18 protein-coding genes are annotated in these 21,167 nt (G+C 56.8%); 3 read left to right on the forward strand and 15 right to left on the reverse strand.

Annotated elements, in window-relative coordinates; genetic code table 11:
* Positions 1-268 precede the first annotated feature (268 nt).
* A complete protein-coding gene (locus ACUTSW_RS20195) occupies positions 269-1,579 on the forward strand; it encodes an MFS family transporter (RefSeq protein ID WP_233527754.1) in 1,311 nt (436 codons plus the stop codon).
* 1 nt (position 1,580) lies between these two features.
* On the opposite strand, the gene ACUTSW_RS20200 is transcribed toward ACUTSW_RS20195, so the two are convergent.
* From ACUTSW_RS20200 to trxC, 5 genes are all read right to left on the reverse strand, one after another.
* The gene (locus ACUTSW_RS20200) at positions 1,581-1,913 is read right to left on the reverse strand and encodes a YfiM family lipoprotein (protein ID WP_445585203.1); all 333 of its coding nucleotides are present in this window, start codon (positions 1,911-1,913) and stop codon (positions 1,581-1,583) included.
* A 79-nt stretch (positions 1,914-1,992) separates the two neighbouring features.
* On the reverse strand, positions 1,993-3,348 hold the full coding sequence (gene pssA, locus ACUTSW_RS20205) for a CDP-diacylglycerol--serine O-phosphatidyltransferase (protein WP_062868358.1): 1,356 nt from the start codon (positions 3,346-3,348) through the stop codon (positions 1,993-1,995).
* 153 nt (positions 3,349-3,501) lie between these two features.
* Positions 3,502-6,150: a bifunctional acetate--CoA ligase family protein/GNAT family N-acetyltransferase gene (locus ACUTSW_RS20210; protein ID WP_445585204.1), complete on the reverse strand. Its 2,649-nt coding sequence runs from the start codon at positions 6,148-6,150 to the stop codon at positions 3,502-3,504.
* Between the two features lie 33 nt (positions 6,151-6,183).
* Entirely contained in the window at positions 6,184-6,888 is a 705-nt protein-coding gene (locus ACUTSW_RS20215; RefSeq protein ID WP_062868356.1) for a tRNA-uridine aminocarboxypropyltransferase, read from the reverse strand.
* A 242-nt stretch (positions 6,889-7,130) separates the two neighbouring features.
* Entirely contained in the window at positions 7,131-7,550 is a 420-nt protein-coding gene (gene trxC, locus ACUTSW_RS20220; RefSeq protein WP_004953796.1) for a thioredoxin TrxC, read from the reverse strand.
* Between the two features lie 211 nt (positions 7,551-7,761).
* Between trxC and ACUTSW_RS20225 the strand changes: the two genes are divergently transcribed.
* Positions 7,762-8,853 (forward strand): tRNA/rRNA methyltransferase, encoded by a 1,092-nt coding sequence (locus ACUTSW_RS20225; RefSeq protein WP_006327493.1) that lies wholly within the window; start codon positions 7,762-7,764, stop codon positions 8,851-8,853.
* A 122-nt stretch (positions 8,854-8,975) separates the two neighbouring features.
* Here the strand turns inward: ACUTSW_RS20225 and emrB are convergent, their stop codons facing one another.
* From emrB to ACUTSW_RS20255, 6 genes are all read right to left on the reverse strand, one after another.
* Positions 8,976-10,511 (reverse strand): multidrug efflux MFS transporter permease subunit EmrB, encoded by a 1,536-nt coding sequence (gene emrB / locus ACUTSW_RS20230; protein WP_004953787.1) that lies wholly within the window; start codon positions 10,509-10,511, stop codon positions 8,976-8,978.
* A gap of 17 nt (positions 10,512-10,528) precedes the next feature.
* On the reverse strand, positions 10,529-11,701 hold the full coding sequence (gene emrA, locus ACUTSW_RS20235) for a multidrug efflux MFS transporter periplasmic adaptor subunit EmrA (protein ID WP_004953783.1): 1,173 nt from the start codon (positions 11,699-11,701) through the stop codon (positions 10,529-10,531).
* 25 nt (positions 11,702-11,726) lie between these two features.
* On the reverse strand, positions 11,727-13,178 hold the full coding sequence (locus ACUTSW_RS20240) for an efflux transporter outer membrane subunit (protein ID WP_062868355.1): 1,452 nt from the start codon (positions 13,176-13,178) through the stop codon (positions 11,727-11,729).
* Between the two features lie 28 nt (positions 13,179-13,206).
* Positions 13,207-13,725 (reverse strand): transcriptional repressor MprA, encoded by a 519-nt coding sequence (gene mprA, locus ACUTSW_RS20245; protein WP_004953780.1) that lies wholly within the window; start codon positions 13,723-13,725, stop codon positions 13,207-13,209.
* Between the two features lie 199 nt (positions 13,726-13,924).
* Positions 13,925-14,266 carry a hypothetical protein gene (locus ACUTSW_RS20250; protein ID WP_197929840.1) on the reverse strand — a complete coding sequence of 114 codons (342 nt, stop codon included), beginning with the start codon at positions 14,264-14,266 and terminating at the stop codon, positions 13,925-13,927.
* 124 nt (positions 14,267-14,390) lie between these two features.
* Positions 14,391-15,590: an MFS transporter gene (locus ACUTSW_RS20255; RefSeq protein WP_445585205.1), complete on the reverse strand. Its 1,200-nt coding sequence runs from the start codon at positions 15,588-15,590 to the stop codon at positions 14,391-14,393.
* Positions 15,591-15,694: 104 nt separating this feature from the next.
* On the opposite strand from ACUTSW_RS20255, the gene ACUTSW_RS20260 reads away from it, so the two are divergent.
* Entirely contained in the window at positions 15,695-16,573 is an 879-nt protein-coding gene (locus ACUTSW_RS20260) for a LysR family transcriptional regulator (RefSeq protein ID WP_006327484.1), read from the forward strand.
* Positions 16,574-16,603: 30 nt separating this feature from the next.
* On the opposite strand, the gene proX (ACUTSW_RS20265) is transcribed toward ACUTSW_RS20260, so the two are convergent.
* The 4 genes from proX (ACUTSW_RS20265) to proV form a co-directional block, all read right to left on the reverse strand.
* Positions 16,604-17,605 (reverse strand): glycine betaine/L-proline ABC transporter substrate-binding protein ProX, encoded by a 1,002-nt coding sequence (proX, locus tag ACUTSW_RS20265; RefSeq protein ID WP_004953772.1) that lies wholly within the window; start codon positions 17,603-17,605, stop codon positions 16,604-16,606.
* 33 nt (positions 17,606-17,638) lie between these two features.
* Positions 17,639-18,634, reverse strand: coding sequence for a glycine betaine/L-proline ABC transporter substrate-binding protein ProX (gene proX / locus ACUTSW_RS20270; protein WP_445585206.1), 996 nt, complete (start codon positions 18,632-18,634; stop codon positions 17,639-17,641).
* 61 nt (positions 18,635-18,695) lie between these two features.
* On the reverse strand, positions 18,696-19,823 hold the full coding sequence (proW, locus tag ACUTSW_RS20275) for a glycine betaine/L-proline ABC transporter permease ProW (RefSeq protein WP_445585207.1): 1,128 nt from the start codon (positions 19,821-19,823) through the stop codon (positions 18,696-18,698).
* Positions 19,816-21,018, reverse strand: a complete 1,203-nt coding sequence (gene proV / locus ACUTSW_RS20280) for a glycine betaine/L-proline ABC transporter ATP-binding protein ProV (protein ID WP_062868350.1) — start codon at positions 21,016-21,018, stop codon at positions 19,816-19,818. The genes proW and proV overlap by 8 nt, the downstream gene beginning before the upstream one ends.
* Between the last annotated feature and the right edge of the window lie 149 nt (positions 21,019-21,167).

Consider the following 21,167-nt stretch of genomic DNA (forward strand, 5'->3'; position numbering starts at 1 on the left):
GAGAGTAGGACACTGCCAGGCATCAAACAAAGTCGAAAGCCTCATGCGAAAGCATGAGGCTTTTTGCTTTGCAGAAAACAGACTGTAATCTCTTCTTATTTTCATTTCACTATTTAATATTCATCACAAAAACTGCGTTTTGCCCCTTGTTTCATCACATATCCTTCGCCCGCGGTCAGGTTTAATTGTTAACTTAAACATAACAACAAAGTAATAATTAAACGGCGGGACGCCGACTTCACTGCTTATCTGGCTCGGAGAAGACAACATGACAGAAACAACCTCGGCCATTGGGGATGGGGATGCCGCCGAACTGGCGGTTCAGGATAAAAAACAGCGTATTTTCGCTATCGTTGGGGCTTCATCGGGAAACCTGGTGGAGTGGTTCGATTTTTACGTTTACTCTTTCTGTTCGATCTATTTCGCCGCCTCGTTCTTCCCCGCCGGTAACAGTACAACCCAGTTGCTGCAGACCGCCGGCGTCTTTGCTGCGGGCTTTTTTATGCGCCCGATTGGTGGTTGGCTGTTCGGTTATATCGCGGATAAGCATGGCCGTAAAAATTCGATGTTGATTTCGGTCTGCATGATGTGCGCCGGATCGCTGGTGATCGCCTGTTTGCCAACCTACGATTCGATCGGCAGTTGGGCACCGGTATTGCTGTTGGTGGCTCGGTTGTTCCAGGGCCTTTCCGTCGGGGGAGAATATGGCACCAGCGCTACCTACATGAGTGAGGTGGCGATCAAGGGAAAGCGCGGGTTCTATGCTTCCTTCCAATACGTGACGCTGATTGGCGGCCAGTTACTGGCGCTCTTGGTGCTGGTAGCGTTGCAGCAAATCCTTTCTACAGAAGAGCTGAAAGCTTGGGGTTGGCGCATTCCATTTGCGCTGGGCGCAGTGTTGGCGGTGGTTGCGCTGTACCTGCGACGTTCACTGAATGAAACGTCCGATGCGAAAACCAGGAATCATAAAGATGCCGGTTCGTTGAAAGGTCTGTGGAAAAACCGTAAGGCGTTCCTGATGGTGCTGGGCTTCACCGCCGGCGGTTCATTAAGTTTCTATACCTTCACCACCTATATGCAAAAATACCTGGTGAATACCTCAGGCATGGACGCCAAGTTGGCCAGCGGCATCATGACCGCCGCGTTGTTTATCTACATGCTATTGCAACCGCTGGTCGGTGCGTTCTCGGACAAGATTGGCCGCCGTAGTTCAATGCTGGTCTTCGCTTCGTTTGCCACACTGATGACGGTACCTATTCTGATGACGCTGAAAAACGTGTCCAACCCTTATGCGGCATTCGGATTGATAGTTCTGGCGTTGTTTATCATCAGTTTTTACACGTCGATCAGCGGGCTGTTGAAAGCGGAAATGTTCCCGCCGGAAGTGCGCGCGCTGGGCGTAGGGCTGTCTTATGCGGTAGCAAACGCAATGTTTGGCGGCTCTGCGGAGTATGTTGCCTTGTCGCTGAAATCGTTCGGTGTGGAGAACGCCTTCTTCTGGTATGTCTCCGGCATGTGCCTGCTGGCACTGATCGTTTCGCTCAAGTTGCATCGCAAGGGGAAAGAGGTCCAACTGTGAATCATCGAGTGGCGTGATACAGACTATAGCCGGTCGCTGCACCTGCCACATCCCAGGCAAAATCTTTCCAGCTCCAGCCGGTGCCGCCTTCGCGGCTGTCATACAGCTCTTTGGCCGCACCGAGCCCAATTGAGAACATCAGGCCGAAGCTGCGGCTTCTGGCCTCATTCCAGTTTTGGTGATCGCCATAAGCGGCGCCGGCGGCGGCAAAGGCCGCAGAGGCGACAAAATGCTGCGCCTTATCTTTACCTGTCCAATTGTCGTTCGCCAGATGAGTGCAACCGCTGGTGAACAGCAAAAAGGGCAGGATAAGCAAGAGGTGGAATGGGCGCATAATGAAAACATCCTGTTGTCATGACATACAAAAAACCCCAGCCTTGGCCAGGGTCTGTGATAGCTGAATTATAGCGGGATTACAGTATACGGCTAATCAAGCGGTCAATACGGATACGGCGCAGACGACGGATCAGTTTGCGCACTTTGACCGGATACTGCTGAATAGTTTGTAATTCAAGGTAGTTGCCCACTACGGTGGTATGGGTGCGGATACACTCCAGCTCTTTGTGGCGTTGCTCGCGCATCTCCTGTTTCGGATCGTGGATCAGGATGGCGTTCTCCAGATCCAGCCGCCAGGCACGCGGATTGAGGTTGTTGCCAGTGATCAACTGCCACTCGTCATCTACCCACATGCCTTTCAGGTGATAGCTGTTATCGCCGTCTTTCCACAGGCGCACGATCAACTGGCCGGTATCGATATAACGCTGCAGGCGACTGAGAAAGCGTCGTAGGTTAATTTCGTAGAGGTAGGGCAGCGCCCCGATAATTTTGAACGGCTGATCTTCCGGAATGTAAAAGTCGTTGGCCGTTTTGTCGCCGACGATGATTTCAACCTGTTTGCCCTCGCGCAGCAGATAGATGATATTGCGCACCAGCAGCGCCGGCAGGTTGAAATAGGGGGTACACAGCGTCAGCTTTTGATCGGCGCAGGACATCAGATGATGAATGGTTTTATTCAGGACGCTCTGTTTGCCGAGCCCAACCAGCGGCGTTACCGCCAGTTCATCGTTGCCCGCCGTGTTGCGGAACTGATAACCGGCCCGGCGCAGGCTGAAGCGGAATAAACGCGTTTCGTTTTTGATCTCCGGGCTTTTCGGCCGATCGTCGCGATCCAGGCGCTGTACCGCGCCAGCGGCCAGCAGGTGCTGTTTGATGTAATCGATCAGGGCATTGGCCAACGCGCCATTAGTGATCAACTGATAACGATCGTAACGGTATTTCTCATGCTGATGCAGGTAAACGTCATTGATACTGGCACCGCTGTAAATAACGGTATCGTCGATAACAAAGCCCTTCAGGTGCAGCACTCCCAAGGCTTCACGGGTATTTACCGGCACGCCGTATATCGGAACTTGCAGCCCCGGATGCTGGTCTGCCATTGAGCAGTACCAGTCGGCATTGGTATTGGCGGCCGCAGCGCCAATGCGCCCACGCTGGGCTCGATGCCAGTCAACCAAGATGCAAATCTCCAGCTCCGGACGCCGTTGCTTTGCCTGATAAAGCGCATTGAGAATGTCACGCCCGGCGTCGTCATGCTCCAGATACAGAGCGACCAGATAGATGCGTCGGGTGGCATTAGCGATCAATTCCAGCAGCGTAGTACGGTAATCAGACGGTGCGTACAGGGTACGTACGTCAGCTACCGTCTGGGGGAGTTTTGGCAGTTGTGCAAGGTGTTGTTGATGTTTGCTACGTTTAAATTTTGACAACATCACAGTGCGCTTCTTCTCTCATGATTAGATGGCCGGAACGCCAAATACGTAAAAACAATAAATCGAATAATCGGGCGATAATACCACTAGTTGTCCCGATTGTGCGTATGTTTTGGCGTTAAGTGATGGATTCGTAGCACATTGCGACACTGGTCACTGCGCTTTGTCAGGCTGCAACGGCAGGGTCAAATTCACGATCCCGTCTTCAAGCTGCACATCAATACCAAAGCCCAGCCGTTGTGCCAGCGCAATCATACCGCGGTTGTTCGGCATGGTAATGCCGGTCAGGCGGGTCAGACCGTGGGCGCGGGCATAGGCGATCATTTTTTCCAGCAATTGGCGGCCGAGACCTAACCCTTTCAAATCTGAACGCACCAGCACGGCGAACTCCGCGTCGGTATTGTCCGGATCGGAAAGCGCACGTGTTACGCCGATAATTTGTTCGTCGCGCACGGCGACAAAAGCCATCTCCCGATCGTAGTCGATCTGCGTCATGTTAGCCAAATCGTCGTGGGTAAACTCATTGATCTCACTAAAGTAGCGGTAGTAGAGGTCTTCCTTGGTCACGCGATCGATAAAGTGCTTCAGGGTTGGCTCGTCTTCCGGCAGGATTGGTCGGAACAGGCATTGTGATCCGTCTTTCAGTCGGATAATTTCTTCCAGTTCATGAGGATAAGGGCGGATCGCCAGCCGTGCTTGCGGGTCGCCCTCGAACGGCGCTATTTGCATGGAAACGTCCAGAAGCGTGAATTCGCTGCCGGAGGCCAGCACCGGATGGATGTCCAGCCGGGTGATTTCAGGGCAGTCGAGGATCAGGTTGGATACCTGTACCAACAGGCGGCTCAGCCCGGGAATATCCAGCGGTCGCAGTGCGCTGCGCCCACGGATTTTTCCTCCTTTAACCGCCTGCAGCACCAGATAGCGCGCCAGCGCCATATTCAGCGGCGGCAAGGCTACGGAGACCTGATTTTCCTGCCGCCATTCAATGCCGCCTTCGCCCAGCATGATTAGAGGGCCAAAAATAGCGTCCTGCTCCACGGCAATGCGCAACTCTTGCGCTCCGGCACGGTTGGCCATGCTTTGCACCAGCAGGCCGTGAATGCGGGCCTGCGGATAGGTACGTTTTACGCGATCGAGAATAGCGTCCGCCGCACGCTGGACCTCGGTGGCGGTGCGCAGGTAGAGCATAACGCCCTGCACCTCTGATTTGTGAGGAATATCCGGCGAGCGCAGTTTCAGCGCCACCGGATAACCGATTTGCTCGGCGATGTGTACCGCTTCGGTGCTGTCTTCGGCAATCCAGGTGGGCAAGGTGGTCAGATCATAGGCTTGCAGAATGGATTGCACTTCGTGGGTATCGAGCTGTGTCGCCCCTTCAGCCAACGCCTGATGGATCAACCGGTGGGCATCGGCGGTGTTGGCCGTCAGGCCGACCGGGAGCGCCGGTGTCTCTTTCAGCTGCTTCTGGTTGCGGCGATATTCCACCATATGCATAAAGGCGGTCACCGCACCTTCCGGGGTGCGGTAGGTCGGGATACCGGCCTCGGTAAACAATCGTCGGGCTTCTTGCGACGAGTATTCACCACACCAGTTGGTGAGTAGCGTGATGCGTTTACCGCGCGGGTGCTGGCGAACTGCATCGATAATGCGTTCGGCGGTGGCGGTGCCCGGTGCCGCCGCACTTGGGGCGTGGATCAGCAACAGGGCATCGTAGTCGTGGCTGTCGAGCAGCGCCTTGACTGCCGCCAGATAACGTTGCGGCGTGGCATCATCGCGCAGATCGATCGGGTTACCGGCGCGAATAAACTCCGGCAATGCCGCGCCGAGCTGCGCCAGGCTCTCTTCCCCCAACTGCGCCAGCTTGCCGTTGCGGCCTAGCAGTTCGTCTAACGCCATCGCTGCCGGTGCAGCGCCGTTGCTGACGATCATCAGCCGCTCACCGCGCAGCGGATGCATGTGGCTCAGAGTTTCCACCGCGGAGAACAGTTCGTGGGTGTCCTGAACGCGCAGCAAACCCGCTCGCTGGATGGCGGCATCATAAGCTGCGTCCAGACCTTGCTGGCTGTTGAGCAGCAGTTGGGCCTGTTGGCTGCGACCGCTTTTGATCACCAGTATCGGCTTGTTGCGCGAAGCGCTGCGCGAGGCAGACAAAAAGCGGCGTGCGTCGCTGATGTTTTCCAGATACAGCAAGATGGCGCTGGTTTTACTGTCGCGAGCCAGAAAATCCAGCAGGTCGTCGACGTCAATATCCAGGCTGTCACCCAGCGCGATAAAATAGGAAAACCCGACCTCGCGCTGCTGCGCCCAGTCGAGAATGGTATTGGCGACGGCGGCGGACTGAGAAATGAACGCCAATTTGCCCTTGAGGATCGGCACCGGAGAGAAGCTGGCGTTGAGACCTTGCCATGGCGCCAGCAGGCCCAGGCTATTTGGTCCAAGCAGACGCATCGAGTAACGTTGTGCGCAGGCTTTCAACTCGGCGAACTGTTCCGGTGGGGATGAGAGCACAATGGCGGCTTTACAGCCGCGTTTGCCCAGGGCTTCAATCAATGCCAGATTGCGTTGCGCGTGGGTGCAGAGTATCGCCAAATCGGGGGTAAGCGGCAGGCTGGCGACGTCAGGGTAGGCCATCACGCCGCACACGGCCTTATAACGAGGAGTGACCGGCATTACCGGCCCGCTGAAGCCACCGGCCAGCAGGTTGCTCATCATCAGGTTACCGGCGCGGCCGGGCTGTTGTGAAGCGCCGAGAACGGCAATCGATTTAGGACGTAAAAGCGCTTCTAACCCTCGCTGGCTCATGCACGGCTCCTTTTGGCAACGTTACCCCTGATTCTAGGCGTTTTGCGGCAGCTTTGCTGTGACCGGTGCCTCCGGGCGCGTAGGTTTCCCGGCCAGATACTGTTGACGGAAATAACGAAAATGCTGGTTCAAACCTTCAGATGCGGCGGCATCGCCGGCCTGCTGCAACAGCGCCGCCGCCACTTCTGCCGTGCAGTGCTGCTCGGTGCGGCTGGCTTCACGCAGTTGGTAATTGGAAGCGGCGGTCACATTGAGTGAGAATACCGGGAATGCGTTCAGATACGGGCTCTTGCGGAACATCTTGCTCGCCTCGGTCCAGGTGCCGTCGAGCATGATAAACAGTGGCGGCTTGCCACCGACCGGCAGTTCGCTGAACACCGGCCGCTCAGGCGCGGCGTAGGAAGCGGGGAAGACTACGTAAGGCTGGCGTTGCGGATCGTTAATCGCCTTCAGCAACTCGGGGTCGATCTCGGTACGCGACCAGAGGAACGCTTGGGTATCCGGCAGGATATCGGCTATCAGGCGGCCGGTATTGCTGGGTTTCAACGGCTCCGCGCCAAACATGATCAAACAGAAACGGCTGGCGGCCGGCTGCGGCTGGATGGTGTCGCACAGGCAGTTTTTATGGGGCAGCAGGCAGCCCTGACAACGCGGTACGCGATTACCGCGCGCCAGAAAAGGGCGGGTAGAGCGTTCCAGACGAAATTGGCGCAGGCGGAGTACGGCGTTGTCAGTCATAAATATCCTGGGGAAAACGGCTATTGTAGCGCAGAAAAAAGCCCGGCGGGAGCGCGCGGGCCAGTTCGAATGGCGGCGGTGTCGTCCACAATGGGCAACACCGCCTATACCCTATGGATTTCAAGTTGCAGCCAGGCGCCCAGCTCACTCACCCCAGGAGCTTACTTGGGTAAGTGACTGGGGTGAGTGAGTGCAGGTAACAACGCTGCAGCTTGAAAGGCGACGGGTATATACTTTCTGCGTTAAACTAGCTCATTAAGCCAGTTATCGAACGGCGTTTTCGGCATCGCGCCGTTGAGCATGTCGACCATTTTGCCTTCACGGAACAGCATGATGGTCGGAATGCTGCGGATACGGAAGCGGGCGCTCAGTTCCGGTTCAGCTTCGGTGTTCACCTTCACGAAGCGTACTTTGCCGGCGCGTTCTTCGGCAACGTCCTCGAAGACGGGCGCAAAGTTGACGCAGGGGCCGCACCACGGCGCCCAGAAATCGACCACTACCGGCAGGTCATCCTGCAGCAATTGGTCCAGCGTGGCTGCGGTGGCGTTGATCACTTCGCCGTCAAATAGCGGGTGGCCGCAGCGGCCACATTTCGCGCCGTCCGTCACACGTTCTTCAGGTACGCGATTGGTGGCATTGCAAGCTGCACAGACTGTATTCATGTTTACCTCGGAGACTGGGAAAGCATTCCACGCCGCAGTCAGGTTGCGGAGTTGTTTCTTTAATGCTGGTTATTATCGGTAAAAATGGCGCATTGAACAAAGAGGTTTGTTCAATGGATACGATAGTTGTTAGCTTTTGGCGCAACAAGTAGGTGGCTTAGCACCCCAACATCAGGTAATCTTCGCGCCCTGCGCGTTGGTGGAGAAGACAATGAACGATTCATTTAGTGGCAAAAACGGTAAAGTTAAAGTGATGTACGTCCGCAGTGACGACGACAGCAGCAGCGACGACCGTAACAAGAATAAACGTCCGGCCGGCAAAGGCCGTCCGGCTGACGGTGCGCGCTCGGGCCGTACCGGTCAGGACAAGCCGCGTGGCAATAATGATCGCCGTGGCTCAGATTCTCGCCGCAGTGAAAGCGATCGTCCTAGCCGTCCGGCGCGTACTGAAGACCGTGGCGGTTATGATTCGCCGTGGAAAACCGTGTCACGAGCCCCGGAAGAAGAGCCGGCGTTCGATCACGGTGGTATCAGTGGCAAAAGCTTTATCGATCCAGAGCAGTTGCGCCGTCAGCGTGCGGAAGAAACCCGCGTCTACGGTGAGAATGCCTGTCAGGCACTGTTCGCCAGCCGTCCGGACGCCATTGTCCGTGCCTGGTTCGTGCAGTCCGTTACGCCGCGTTTCCGTGAAGCGCTGCGCTGGATGGCGGCTAACCGCAAAGCCTACCACGTGGTGGATGAAGAAGAGCTGGCGAAAGCGTCCGGCACCGAACACCACGGCGGCGTGTGTTTCCTGATCAAAAAGCGTCAGGGGCTGGATGCGCAAACCTATCTGAAAGAAGCTCCGGCGAAAGATTGCGTGCTGGCGCTGGAAGAAGTGGGCAACCCGCACAACCTGGGCGCTATTGTCCGTTCTTGCGCCCACTTTGGCGTGAACGGTGTGCTGTTGCAGGATCCGGCGGTGCTGGAATCCGGCGCGGCGGTGCGTACTGCTGAAGGCGGCGCGGAACACATCAAAGCGATTAACGCCGATGATTTCCTGTCGGTGCTGGATACCTTCCGCAAAGCGGGTTACACCATCGTCACCACCTCAAGCCACAAAGGCACTCCGTTGGCGCAGGCCAAGCTGCCGTCCAAAATGGTGCTGGTGCTGGGCCAGGAACGTGACGGTCTGAGCGACAGCGCGTGGCAGCAGGGTGATATGAGCGTGTCTATCGGCGGTACCGGCAAGGTGGAAAGCCTGAACGTATCGGTCGCGACCGGCATTTTGCTGGCCGATTGGTGGCGTCAGAATCAGGCGTAACGGTTAGAAACCCGGAACCTTTGAAGCCGCTGTGCTATGGCGGCAACTTGCCATCCGCTGGGTATCATCGGAAATATAAAGAACGGGCGCCTCAGAAGGGCGCCCGTTTTGTTGGGTGAGATTCAGTGAGCGCCGCCGCCCCCGCCGCCGGAGCTGAATGGCGGTTTCGCCACCCAGACCAACGCCAGCAGGATCAGGAACACCCCCGCCGCCAGCCAGAATATCTCGTTGGCAGAGATAATCAGCCCCTGTGCGGTGATCTCGTTGGCAATGTAGGCCGAGGCTTGCTGTTTGCTCATGCCAACCTGTTCCAGCTGTCGGTACATCTCCTGCGACTGCGGGTTGTAAGGGTTTACAAACTCCGCCAGTTGCGAGTGGTGCTGCGACTCGCGCTGGGTCCACAGCGTGGTGGTAATCGAGGTGCCGATTGAACCTGCCAGCGTACGGGTAAAGTTCGACAGGCTCGATGCCGCCGCCATGCGCTCCGGTGGCAGGCCGGACAGCGTAATGGTGATCAATGGCATAAAGAAGCAGGCGATGGCGAAGCCCTGGACAAACTGCGGCCAGGCCGAAGCGCCAAAATCCATTCCCGGCTCAAATGTATAGGCGCGCCAATAGAAGCACACGGCATACATAATGAAGCTGAAGGTCACCAGCCGCCGCATATCCAGCCGATTGCCGAACTTACCGATGATCGGTGACAGCAACACAGGTAACAGCCCGATAGGTGCCGAAGCCAGGCCGGCCCAGGTGGCGGTATAGCCATAGACCTCCTGCAACAGCTGCGGCAACAGCACGATAGAGCCGAAATACAGCATGTAGGCCAGGCTGATGCACAGGCAGCCGATGGTGAAGTTGCGCGATTTGAACAGCGACAAATCCACCACCGGGTGGTCATCCGTCAGTTCCCACACCACCAGGAACAGCAACGCCACCACGGCGACTACCGTCAGGACGATAATCTCCGTCGAGTTGAACCAGTCCAGCTCTTTACCCTGATCGAGCATCACCTGCAACGAACCGATCCCGACAATCAGCAACACCAGACCGACGGTGTCGATCGGTTTGATCTCGGTTTTGGTTTCTCTGCCTTTCAGCGTCGCCATCGCCACCAGGATCACGAACAGACCAATCGGAATGTTGATGAAGAAGATCCAGCCCCAGTGATAGTTGTCACTGATATACCCGCCGAGGATCGGCCCGAAGATCGGCGCCACGATCACCGTCATCGACCAGAGCGCCAGGGCCATCGATCGCTTGGCGGGGGGATAATTATTCAGCAACAGGCTTTGCGACAGCGGGATCAACGGTCCCGCCACCAACCCCTGGATCACGCGGAAGAAGATCAGCATGCCCAGGCTGTTGGAAATGCCGCACAGCCAGGAGGCGAGGGCGAACAGCGCGGTGGACCAGAGGAACAGGCGCACTTCACCGATGCGCTTGGCCAACCAGCCGGTGATCGGAATGGAGATGGCGTTCGCCACCCCAAACGAGGTGATCACCCAGGTTCCCTGCGAGTTGGAGGACCCGAGGTTACCGGCGATGGTCGGGATCGCCACATTGGCGATGGTCGAGTCCAGTACCTGCATGAAGGTCGCCATGGCGAGCGCGACCGTCATCCAGGCTAACTGTGCGCCTTCAAGCGGTTTCTGTGCCAAGGTAGCCTCCTGCGCGCTTAGCCGGCATTCGCATGGATCACGTCGGCGATCATCTGATCAACCGGCGCCAGATTCAACGCCAGCGCGTTGGTCTGGTACAGCGGCTTGTCACGCACCACGTCAGACAGCACGCGGCCGTCCAGATTGGTGGTGTCCACTTTCACCTGCGTCGACAGACCAATGCGCAGCGGATGATCGGCAATCTGTTTGGCATCCAGCTCAATACGCACCGGCAGACGCTGAACCACTTTGATCCAGTTACCGGTGGCGTTTTGTGCAGGCAACAGCGAGAACGCGCTGCCGGTGCCCATATCGATGCCGACGACTTTGCCGGTGTACACCACGTCGTCGCCGTAAATGTCACTGACTACGGTTGCCGACTGGCCGATGCGCATATTGGCGATCTGGGTTTCTTTGAAGTTGGCGTCAACCCAGATGTGCTCGGCAGGAACCACCGCCATCAGCGGGGAACCGGCGGCGATTTGCGCGCCCACCTGTACGCTGCGACGGGAAACATAACCGGTGATCGGGCTGATGATTTTAGTCCGTTGCAACGCCAGCCAGGCGTCGCGCATCTGCGCGGCGGACTGCTGAATTGCCGGTTGTTTCTCCAGCGGAGTATCCAGCACCATCGCCTGATTGGCGTTGTATTGCTGTACCGCCACTTCCAACGCCGCTTTGGCGCTGTCGACGGCATCACGCGCATGTTGCAGTTCTTCGCGACCGATGGCGTCGACGCTGCCCAACACCACGCGGCGTTTGAGATCGTTCTCCGCCTTGCTCAGGTCAGATTTGCGCAGGGCAATATTGGCCTGATACTGCTTGCTGTTGATGATCAGCTGGTGGGTCTGGCGCACGCTGTTGGCCAGGCTGGTCTTGGCGCGCTCCAACGCCTGTTCGGCATCGGTCGGATCGAGCGTCAACAGGACATCGCCTTGTCTGACATAGTCGGTGTTATCGAAATTGACGCTGTTTACGCTGCCGTTCACCTGCGCCATGATCTGCACCTGGTTGCCGGATACATAGGCATCATCGGTTTCCTGATGATGACGCAGCACCAGGAACCAATACACTAAATAAGCCACCCCAATAACAATGAAAATAACCGTCAGCAACAGCAGCCAAAACTTGCGCTGCTTCTTTTTGCCGCTCGGCTGCTGCGGGTTTTGAGTCTCCGCGCTTGCGCTCATGGTATTCTCCAAGCTCTCTATTTTATTATGCTTTTGAATCCGCTACGGCCGGGGCTTGATAGCCACCGCCCAATGCGCGGATCAGTCCTATCTTCGCCTGCAACAAATTGCTGCTGGCTGTCAGTTCCGCCTGTTGCTGCTGCAAGAGCTGCGTCTGGCTGGTCAACAGTTCGTCGCGCCCGATAATCCCTGCCTGGTATCGTGCGTTTGCGACTCGGTACACCTGCTGCATCGATTGGGACGCGGATGCCGCCTGCAACTGCTGTTGCGCAGTACTTTGCTGGACGGTGATGGCATCGGCGGTTTCCTGCACGGCATTCAGGATGGTTTGGTTATAGGATTCCACCGCTTCGTCATACAGCGCGGATTCCTCACCCAACTTGCTGCGCAGTGCGCCGGCGTGGAAGATCGGCAGCGAAATCGCAGGCATCACGTTCCAGGCCTGGCTGGCCGCTTCAAACAGATTCGGGCTGGTGCCGGGGGTATTGGTCGTGGTCAGACCGGCAAAGGCCGAAATGGTCAGGCTGGGGTAAAATTCTTTACGCGCGGCGCTGACGCGCTGGTTGTAGGACTCCACCAGTTGACGCTGGGCGGCGATGTCCGGGCGTTTGCCCAGCAGATCGGCGGTCAGTTCACCTTTTGGCGCCATCAGCGTATTGGCGGGCAGCGCTACCGGATGCAGATTTTGCATGGCGCTCGGGCCTTGGCCGGCGAGGGCCGCCAACTGGTGTTTCAGCTGTTCAATCTGCGATTGCAACTGGAGGATCTGTTGCTTGGCGCTGTCGGCCTGCGCCTGGGTTTGTTGCGGAATATCAATGCCGGTGATACCGGCTTTATACTGCCGCTGGCGTAGTTCCGTCAGGCTTTGGTTGTTGTCCACTTCCTGTTGCAGCAGTTTTTCCTGCGCGAAATTGCTCTGCAGCTGGTAATAGGAGGAAGCCACCGAGCTGGTCAACGTCAACGCAGCCTGTTCCTGCTCGGCACGGGCCGCATCGACCTGGGCCTTGGCGGCGTTGACCTGGTTGCGGTACTTGCCCCACCAGTCAAATTCATAGGCCAGATTCAGCCCCAGCGAGTTGGAGCTTTCGTAGATGGGTTTATGCGGATACCCCAGCCCCATATTGACGTTTTGCGGGACTTTCTGGCGATTGGTGCTGGCGTTCAGATCCAGGTTCGGGCCGTTGGCGGCATTGGCTTGGCCCATGACGCTCTGCGCTTCACGCACGCGGGCCGCGGCCTGGCGCAGCGTCGGCGAGCTTTGCAGCGTTCGGGTCATCAGGGCATCGAGCTGTGGATCGTTAAGCGCACGCCACCACTGCGGGCTGACGTTCAGCGAGCTGACCTTAGGTTGCGACAGCTGCAGGCTCTGCGAGTCCATCAGAGTGGATTGCGGGGCAATATTATCGGTAGATGCACACCCGGCCAGCAGTAATACCGCGAACAGCGGGGTGAACCTCCAGTTAAATGGGGATCGCATAAGTAAGTACCTGAACAGAAATTGTGAATTAGGATAACTGTTCTGTGATTTCCATTTGATCCAGACGTGCCAATAGTTTGCGCGTCAGCTTTTCAAGCTGTTGCTGTTCATCATTGTCCAGCGTGGACCACAGGAAATGCAGACATTTGTGCTGCGGTGGCAGCAGTTGACTGAGAAACTCTTCGCCCTGCGGCGTCATATGCAGATGCAGGCAGCGGCGGTCATGGTCGCTTTCACGACGCTCAATCCAGCCGCGTTTTTCCAGCTCATCGGCAATGCGCGTAGCATTGGTGCGCGAAGAACCCAGTGCAGAGCTTAGCTCAGAAGGCTGAATGCTGTGATTTTCCTGAGCATCCAGGGTAATCAGCGCCATAAACAATGTTTCGTTAATCCCTTGTGCCTTGAGCATTTTATTGCGATTTTCCAGCAGCTTACCTTGCATGTGCATACACAGCCGGGTCAGCAGAATTTCCTGATAAGGAAAATCCTTCTGACGTTTTGCGCGAAAATTAAGCATTTGTTCAATGGGAGTAAACGAGCTTTCCATAATTTAGGGCCTCATTAATTTCGTTCGAGATAGTAACGATAGTGATTAATAATGTAAATGTTCAGCAGAGTGAATAATTTAGCTATTCGTGTCATTTGTCAGCTTTTTGTAAACGACCTATGCCCGAAAAAAGCTTTCGTGTGATGTGGCGCACGAAATTACAGGTTACTTCGGCTGAAAACCATAAGTAATTTTAATGTTAAACCAAGGATTGTCGTACTGATTTGTATGGGAAAAATGATGCTTTTGCTGCGATAAAGCCTGGATCCAGCGCGATAAAACCGGCCAGCACTTGCCACGACCTGATCGGTTGGTGCGAGACTACGGGGGCGGTAATCGCAGACTGGTTGGCGGCCACAGGGGTTAGACAAGAAAAGAAAAGGTTCTCGAGCGGGGAGGATCCCGGCTTGACGGCGCTCAGACCAAAAGCAAAGGCCACTGGCATAGAGCCGATGACGACCGGCAAACTCTCGACGATGCCGTTGATGAAAGGCGTTCTGCCGGTGAGGGCATTGTCGTTTTCTGCAGTTTGGCTTTGCATTTTGTATTCTGATCGCAGGGTATATAGGACATCAATAGTTCATGCCCAGAACATTACCAGAGAGTGAGTAACGTTTATACCCTGCGACGCTAATAAATTTCTAATATGATTATTCGCGTGCTAATCAGATTGCTGCCGGTCCCTGCGGGTCATGATGCTTGCCGCGCCACCAGATCAGCAGATTCAGCACGCACAAAACGCCTCCCGTGGCGGCGACACCAGACCACCCAGCGTGCTGATAGGCCGAGGCGGATAACAGAGAACCGAGCGCACCGCCGATAAAATAGCTGGTCATATAGCCGGCGGTCAGGCGGTTGCGCGCTTCCGGCATAATGCGGTACATCACGCTCTGATTGGTGACGTGCACGGCTTGCACTGCAAGATCGAGGATCAGAATGCCGACGATCAGCGCCCACAGCGATTGCGTAGCGAAAGCGATGGGTATCCACGACAGCAGCAGCAGCGCCAGGCCCAGAGTCGTGGTTAAACCGGCTTTACCCTTGTCCGCCAGATGCCCGGCGCGGGAGGCGGCCAGCGCACCGGCGGCGCCCACCAGGCCGAACAGGCCTATCACCCCTTCGGAATAACCAAAAGGCGGCGCCGCCAGCAGGAAGGCCATCGAAGTCCACAGCACGCTGAAATTGGCGAATGACAGCGCGCCAATCGCGGCGCGGGTACGCAGCAGCGGCGTGCCGTAAAACAAGGTGAAGATTGATTTCAGCAACTGAGGGTAATTCAGGCCGGAATGCAGTTTGTAACGCGGCAGCGCGCGCCACAGGATCAGTGCCATCAGGATCATCAGTCCGCTGGCTACCCAGTAAATGGTACGCCAGCCGCCGATCGACGCCAGCGCCCCGGCTACGGTGCGCGCCAGCAAAATGCCGAGCAGCAGGCCGCTCATGATGATGCCGACGGTTTTGCCGCGTTTTTCCGGATGCGCCAGGGTGGCGGCCAGCGGCACCAGGATCTGCGCCACCACCGAGAACAGCCCGGTAAGTGCGGTACCGAGGATCATCACCGGCAAGGTGGTTGAACTGGCGGTGATCAACATGCCGCCGGCCGCCAGCAGCGTCATGAAGACGATTAGCCCACGCCGTTCGAACATGTCGCCGAGCGGGACCAGCAGCAGCAAGCCAGCGGCGTAACCCAACTGAGCGGCGGTGACGATGAAACCGGCCTGATTGACCGACAGCGCAAAGTTCTTGGCAATGGTTTCCAGTAGCGGCTGCGCATAATAATTACTGGCGACGGCCAGGCCGGTGGCGATGGCGATCAGGGCAATCAGCGCTGGGCTGAGGCCCGGATGGGGATTTTGTTGGCTCATAAAGGCTTAATCACAAGAAGAAGTGATGCGCAGTATCGGGCAGGACAGTACGCGAAACCAATGTATAATTTTCATTTGATTAATCTCTTTTTGCGATAGATTCCATGAACCTGAAACAGATCCGCTTTGCACTGGCGGTAGCCGAAGAGCAGAGTTTTACCCGTGCGGCGCAACGCTGTCACACGGTGCAGTCGGCACTCAGCCATCAGATCGCCAAACTGGAGGAAGAGCTGGGCTGCGCATTGTTTGAGCGCACCTCGCGCCGGGTCAGGCTGACCAGCGCCGGACAGGCGTTTATTCTGCCCGCGCAACGGCTACTGGCGGCCAAGCAATCGCTGGTGGAAGAGGTGGTGGCAGCCAACGGGACGATTTCCGGTACCTTGACCATCGGGACCATTTCCACCATAAACGCGATTGATCTGACCGAAAAACTGAGCAAGTTTCATCGCCACTATCCGGCGGTTAACATCAGGTTGTATGTGGGCATGAGTGAGGAACTGCTTGAGGATGTCCGCCAACAGAAGACCGACGTGGCGTTTGTCGGGATCTGGCCGGGAGATATCGATATGCTGCCGGTATCCCATCGTCAGTTGACCGACGAGCCCCTGGTGGCGCTGGTGGCGGCGCAGCACCCCTTAGCCAGCCGCCAGCGGGTCAATCTGCAAACCCTGTCGGAAGTGCCGCTGGTGGATTTTTACAGCGGTACCGGCGCCCGGCGCCAGACCGACCGCGCGTTTCAGGCGGCGGGCATCAAGCGGCATATCAGTTTTGAAATCGATCATATCGAATGGCTGGAGAATCTGGTGCAGCGGGGGTTGGCGGCGGGCATTGTGCCGATCTCGACGGCGCAGCGCCTGAGCGCGCTGGTGTCTATCCCGATTGAAGATGGCCCACGGCGGCAGGTGTATTGCGTATGGCCGCAGCAGCTATCGAGGACCGCCGAACGCTTTTTGCAATTCAGCGGGATTGAACTGACGCAATAGGGGGCGCAGTGACCTGCGCCCCGCAGGGGGTTATTTCTTCGCGGCTTCCGCGGCGGTTTTCACCCAACCGTCGAAGGTCGCCTGGTGCGCCTTGATCCAGCCGTTAACATGGTTTTGGATATCGGCGTCGGACGCCTGGCCTTCATGCATACGCAGATTCTGCGCATTCACGTCGGCAATCGGCAGCTTCATAATGGCGAACAATTTGGCGGCCGCCGGGTTGGCTTCGGCCCACTTTTTGTTGGCGGCGATACGCATGGTGTTCACCGGGAAACCATAGTTGGCACCGTTCGGCAGCTTGGTATCCACATTTTTCTGCTCGCCCGGCAGGGAAGAGAACGGCACCTGCAGCCAGACCACGTCGCGCCCCGGCACCAACACGTCGCTTACCCAGTACGGTGTCCAGGTGTAGTAGAGTATCGGTTTGCCTTCTTTGTAGCGGGTAATGGTATCGGCGATCATCGCCGCGTAGTTGCCCTGGTTGTGCTCGACGGTTTTGCTCAGGCCATAGGCCTCGATATGGTGGTTAATCACCGCCTCGCAACCCCAACCCGGCGTACAGCCTGTCAGATCCGCCTTGCCGTCGCCGTTGGTGTCAAACAACTTGGCGATCTTGGGATCTTTCAATTGCTCTACGTTGGTGATGTGGTATTTATCGGCGGTTTTCTTGTCGATCAGGTAACCCTGTGCCGCGCCGTTGACGTACACCCCTTCGCGGTAGAATTTGGCGTCGCCACCAGCGGCCTTGTACTGATCGGCGTGCAGCGGGTCCCAGTTCACCGCGAGGAAGGTGGCGTCGCCGGAGGCGATGGAGGTGTAGGCGACGTTATAATCCACTTCGCGGGTGTCTTTGACGTCATAACCGAGCTTTTCCAGCGCCTTGCTGACCAACTGCGTCTGGAAGGTTTCTTCAGAAATGGTGCTCTGTAGCGGCTGTACCGTTACGCCTTTTCCCGGTAAGTCAGCGGCGAAAACTGCCTGCGAGCCAATCAGTGTCGTAAGGGCAACCGCCCAGATTCCTGTAGTGCGCATAGTGAAATACCTTTTTATGTTGTGAAGTCGGGATTATTTCGCTGCCGCGGCAGCGGTGTTTACCCAGCCGTCAAAAGTGGCCTGATGGGCCTTAATCCAGCCGTCTACGTGGCGCTGTATATCGTCCGCTCCGTTCTCGCCGTTGTGCATGCGCAGGTTTTGCGCGTTCACGTCCGCCAGCGGCAATTTCATGATGGCAAACAGTTTGGCGGCAGCCGGGTTGGCCTGCGCCCACTGCTTGTTGGCGACGATATGCTCGTTATTGACGGCGAAACCGTAGTTCTTGCCGTTTGGCAACGCGGTATTGCTGTCTTTCAGTGAGCCCGGGCTGGCGGAGAACGGAACGGTCAGCCAGACAACGTCCCGACCGGGCACCAGTTCGTCGCTGACCCAGTAAGGCGTCCAGGTAAAGTACAGCACCGGTTTACCCTGCTTATAGCGTGTCAGGGTATTGGCGATGATGGCGGAGTAGTTGCCCTGATTTTGGGTCACTGTGCCGCTGAGCCCGTAGGCTTTGATATGGGTGTCAATTACGCTGTCGCACACCCAGCCCGGTTCACAGCCGGCCAGATCGGCCTTGCCGTCGCCATCGGCGTCAAACAGCTTTGCCAGCTTGGGATCTTTCAACTGGGAAATATCGCTGATGTGGTATTTGTCGGCGGTTTTTTTATCGATCAAATACCCCTGCGCCGCATTGGCGATATAAGCGCCCTGGCGATAAAACTTCTTGTCGCCGCCGGCGCTGTTGTACATATCGGTTTGCAGCGGATCCCAGTTCACCGCCATGTAGGTGGCGTCGCCGGAGGCGATGGAGGTATAGGCGACGTTGTAATCCACCTCGCCGGTGGGCTGGACGTCGTAGCCCAGTTTTACCAACGCGCGGTTGACCAGTTCGGTCTGAAAACTTTCTTCCGCGAGTGTGCTTTGCAGCGGTTTAACCGTGACGCCTTTGCCGGGAAGTTCGGCGGCGAACGCCTGTGTGCTTAGCAATGAAGTCAGGGCAACAGCCCAAATTCTTGTCGAGCGCATAGTGTTTCCTTCGGTTTTATGGAGCGGCCAGCGCCCCCGACGGTTGGCCGGGGGCAGGGCATTAAGGCTTTTTGATGAAGGGGCGGGTAAGCAGCCCGATCGGGCCGTGAGCGTACCAGCGGCCCATGCCTTTGCTGCGGCGATCGCGCCCCAGCGATTGGGTGAGACGATCGAGAATAATCGCCAGGATCACGATGCCGACACCGCCCACGGCGGCCAGCCCCATATCCAGCCGGCCGATGCCGCGCAGCACCATTTGGCCCAGACCGCCGACGGCGATCATCGAGGCGATAACCACCATCGACAGTGCCAGCATCAGGGTTTGGTTAACGCCGGCCATAATGGTCGGCATCGCCAGCGGCAACTGCACTTTGAACAGAAGCTGGCGCGGGCTGGAGCCGAAGGATTCGGCCGCCTCGATCAGATCTTCCGGCACCTGTTTGATGCCGAGAATGGTCAGACGCACGATCGGCGGCAGCGCGAAGATAATGGTGACCACCACCCCCGGCACGTTGCCGATACCGAACAGCATGACGATCGGCACCAGATAGACGAACGCCGGCGTGGTCTGCATGGCGTCGAGCAAGGGGCGTATGATCTTGGCGGCATGTTTGCTGCGCGCCAGCCAGATGCCTAGCGGCAATCCGATGACAATGCAAAAGAACAGAGCGGTCAGCACCAACGCCAGCGTTACCATGGCCTGCGACCAGGCGCCAATCGCCCCTATCGCAATCAGGGACACCAGGGTAGCGGCACCCATGCTGAGGCTGGAGATCTGCCAGGCGATCAGTGAGAACACCAGAATGGCGATCGGTGCCGGCATGCCGAGCAGTAACTGCTGAAAGCCGCCGAGGATAAAGTCGACCGGTACGCGTATCCCCTGAAACAGCGGGCGGAAGTGCAGGACCAGCCAGTCTATGCCTTGAGTCACCCAGGAATCGAACGGCACCCAGGCCTTGTGGAACGGATCGAGCAGGTTGAAATGCTCCGGCTGGGCCGGTGCGCTGTTAAGCCAATCAGACCCCTGAGCGGCCTGATTGGCCGCGTCGTGTGTTGCTGGTGGCGGTGCGCTGGACCAGGCATCGCCGCCACTTTCGGCAGGAGCTGCAGAAGCGGCGGCATCAGTCGCCGGTGCGGCGCTGGAGTCGGCAGGCGCGGTGGCCCATGGATCCTGTGTTGTATCACTCATTCGCTGGGCCCTCTTTATCCAAGGCCTGTAGCAGCATGGCCTTGGAAATAATTCCGATATAGTTGTTTTCTTCGCAGACTACCGGCACCGCGCACGGGGCTTGGGCAACCAGGGAAATCAGTTCGCTCAGCGGCATATCCGCCGGTACCGGTGCCGGGGCGTCCAGCAGGGCGTCATCCAGCGTCTGGTTGGCGGCCAGCGCCTGTTTGAGCGAATCTACCGACACCACGCCGATAAATTTCTTTCCGCGTTCAACAACATAACCATAATCACGGTCTTCATCGCGCAGCAGCTGCAACGCCGAGCGCGGACCAAAACCGGGGGTTTTACGAATCAGGGCCACCGGGCGGCGTTTGGCGATATCCTTCGCGCTGAACACGTGGCTGATATCCACGCCACGGAAGAAGGTGCGGACATAATCGTTGGCCGGATTATTTAATATTTCCTCCGGCGTACCGACCTGAATCACCTCGCCGCCTTGCATAATCGCAATGCGATCGCCAATACGCATCGCTTCATCCAAATCGTGGGAAATAAACACGATAGTGCGCTGATGCCGGGCCTGTAATTTGACCAGCTCATCTTGCATTTCGGTGCGGATTAAGGGGTCGAGCGCCGAGAAGGCTTCATCCATCAATAATATGTCCGGATTATTCGCCATGGCGCGGGCTAATCCAACACGCTGGCGCATCCCACCGGAAAGCTCATCGGGATAAGAATGCGCATAATTCTCCAGGCCGACTTGTCGCAGGGCATCCAGGGCTTTTTCCTGACGCTCCTGTGGCGGTATTCCGGCTAATTCCATGCCGAAGGCGGTATTATTCAATACGGTCATATGCGGCATTAAGGCGAATGATTGGAACACCATGCTGATCTTATTTCGGCGTACGGTGCGTAGCGCACTGTCGGATATTTTCGATATATCCTCACCGTCAATCAGCACCTGCCCTCGAGTGGGTTCTATCAGACGATTGAGAAGGCGTACCAGGGTGGATTTTCCCGAACCGGAAAGCCCCATGATGACAAATATCTCGCCTTCTTCAATGGCCAGAGAGGCGTCTTTCACGCCGAGCGATAATCCGGTTTTTTCAAGCAGTTGGTCTTTTGTCAGACCTTTCTCAATCAGTTTGAATGCTCGTTCCGGATGCTCACCAAATATCTTATACAGGTTCTTTACTTCAAGTTTAATTGCCATGCAATTTGCTGTTTCCTCTGATGAATTATCAAACGATAAAAACGTCCTAATAGAAAATAATAGTCGCCTATACCCTAACACAGTGAAGTTCTGAGACAACCCTCAATGTCCCGGAATGAGAATATTGGCGGTTTACATCGGCCTGTCGA

The organism is Serratia sp. TSA_198.1, from assembly GCF_052686505.1.

Coding starts and splice junctions, on each gene's coding strand:
- proW (WP_445585207.1), bottom strand. CDS start 19,823: ATGAGTGATACAACACAGGATCCATGGGCCACCGCGCCTGCCGACTCC.
- ACUTSW_RS20200 (WP_445585203.1), bottom strand. CDS start 1,913: ATGCGCCCATTCCACCTCTTGCTTATCCTGCCCTTTTTGCTGTTCACC.
- ACUTSW_RS20215 (WP_062868356.1), bottom strand. CDS start 6,888: ATGACTGACAACGCCGTACTCCGCCTGCGCCAATTTCGTCTGGAACGC.
- pssA (WP_062868358.1), bottom strand. CDS start 3,348: ATGTTGTCAAAATTTAAACGTAGCAAACATCAACAACACCTTGCACAA.
- proX (WP_004953772.1), bottom strand. CDS start 17,605: ATGCGCACTACAGGAATCTGGGCGGTTGCCCTTACGACACTGATTGGC.
- proX (WP_445585206.1), bottom strand. CDS start 18,634: ATGCGCTCGACAAGAATTTGGGCTGTTGCCCTGACTTCATTGCTAAGC.
- proV (WP_062868350.1), bottom strand. CDS start 21,018: ATGGCAATTAAACTTGAAGTAAAGAACCTGTATAAGATATTTGGTGAG.
- ACUTSW_RS20195 (WP_233527754.1), top strand. CDS start 269: ATGACAGAAACAACCTCGGCCATTGGGGATGGGGATGCCGCCGAACTG.
- emrA (WP_004953783.1), bottom strand. CDS start 11,701: ATGAGCGCAAGCGCGGAGACTCAAAACCCGCAGCAGCCGAGCGGCAAA.
- ACUTSW_RS20225 (WP_006327493.1), top strand. CDS start 7,762: ATGAACGATTCATTTAGTGGCAAAAACGGTAAAGTTAAAGTGATGTAC.
- ACUTSW_RS20260 (WP_006327484.1), top strand. CDS start 15,695: ATGAACCTGAAACAGATCCGCTTTGCACTGGCGGTAGCCGAAGAGCAG.
- ACUTSW_RS20250 (WP_197929840.1), bottom strand. CDS start 14,266: ATGCAAAGCCAAACTGCAGAAAACGACAATGCCCTCACCGGCAGAACG.
- ACUTSW_RS20210 (WP_445585204.1), bottom strand. CDS start 6,150: ATGAGCCAGCGAGGGTTAGAAGCGCTTTTACGTCCTAAATCGATTGCC.
- trxC (WP_004953796.1), bottom strand. CDS start 7,550: ATGAATACAGTCTGTGCAGCTTGCAATGCCACCAATCGCGTACCTGAA.
- ACUTSW_RS20240 (WP_062868355.1), bottom strand. CDS start 13,178: ATGCGATCCCCATTTAACTGGAGGTTCACCCCGCTGTTCGCGGTATTA.
- ACUTSW_RS20255 (WP_445585205.1), bottom strand. CDS start 15,590: ATGAGCCAACAAAATCCCCATCCGGGCCTCAGCCCAGCGCTGATTGCC.
- mprA (WP_004953780.1), bottom strand. CDS start 13,725: ATGGAAAGCTCGTTTACTCCCATTGAACAAATGCTTAATTTTCGCGCA.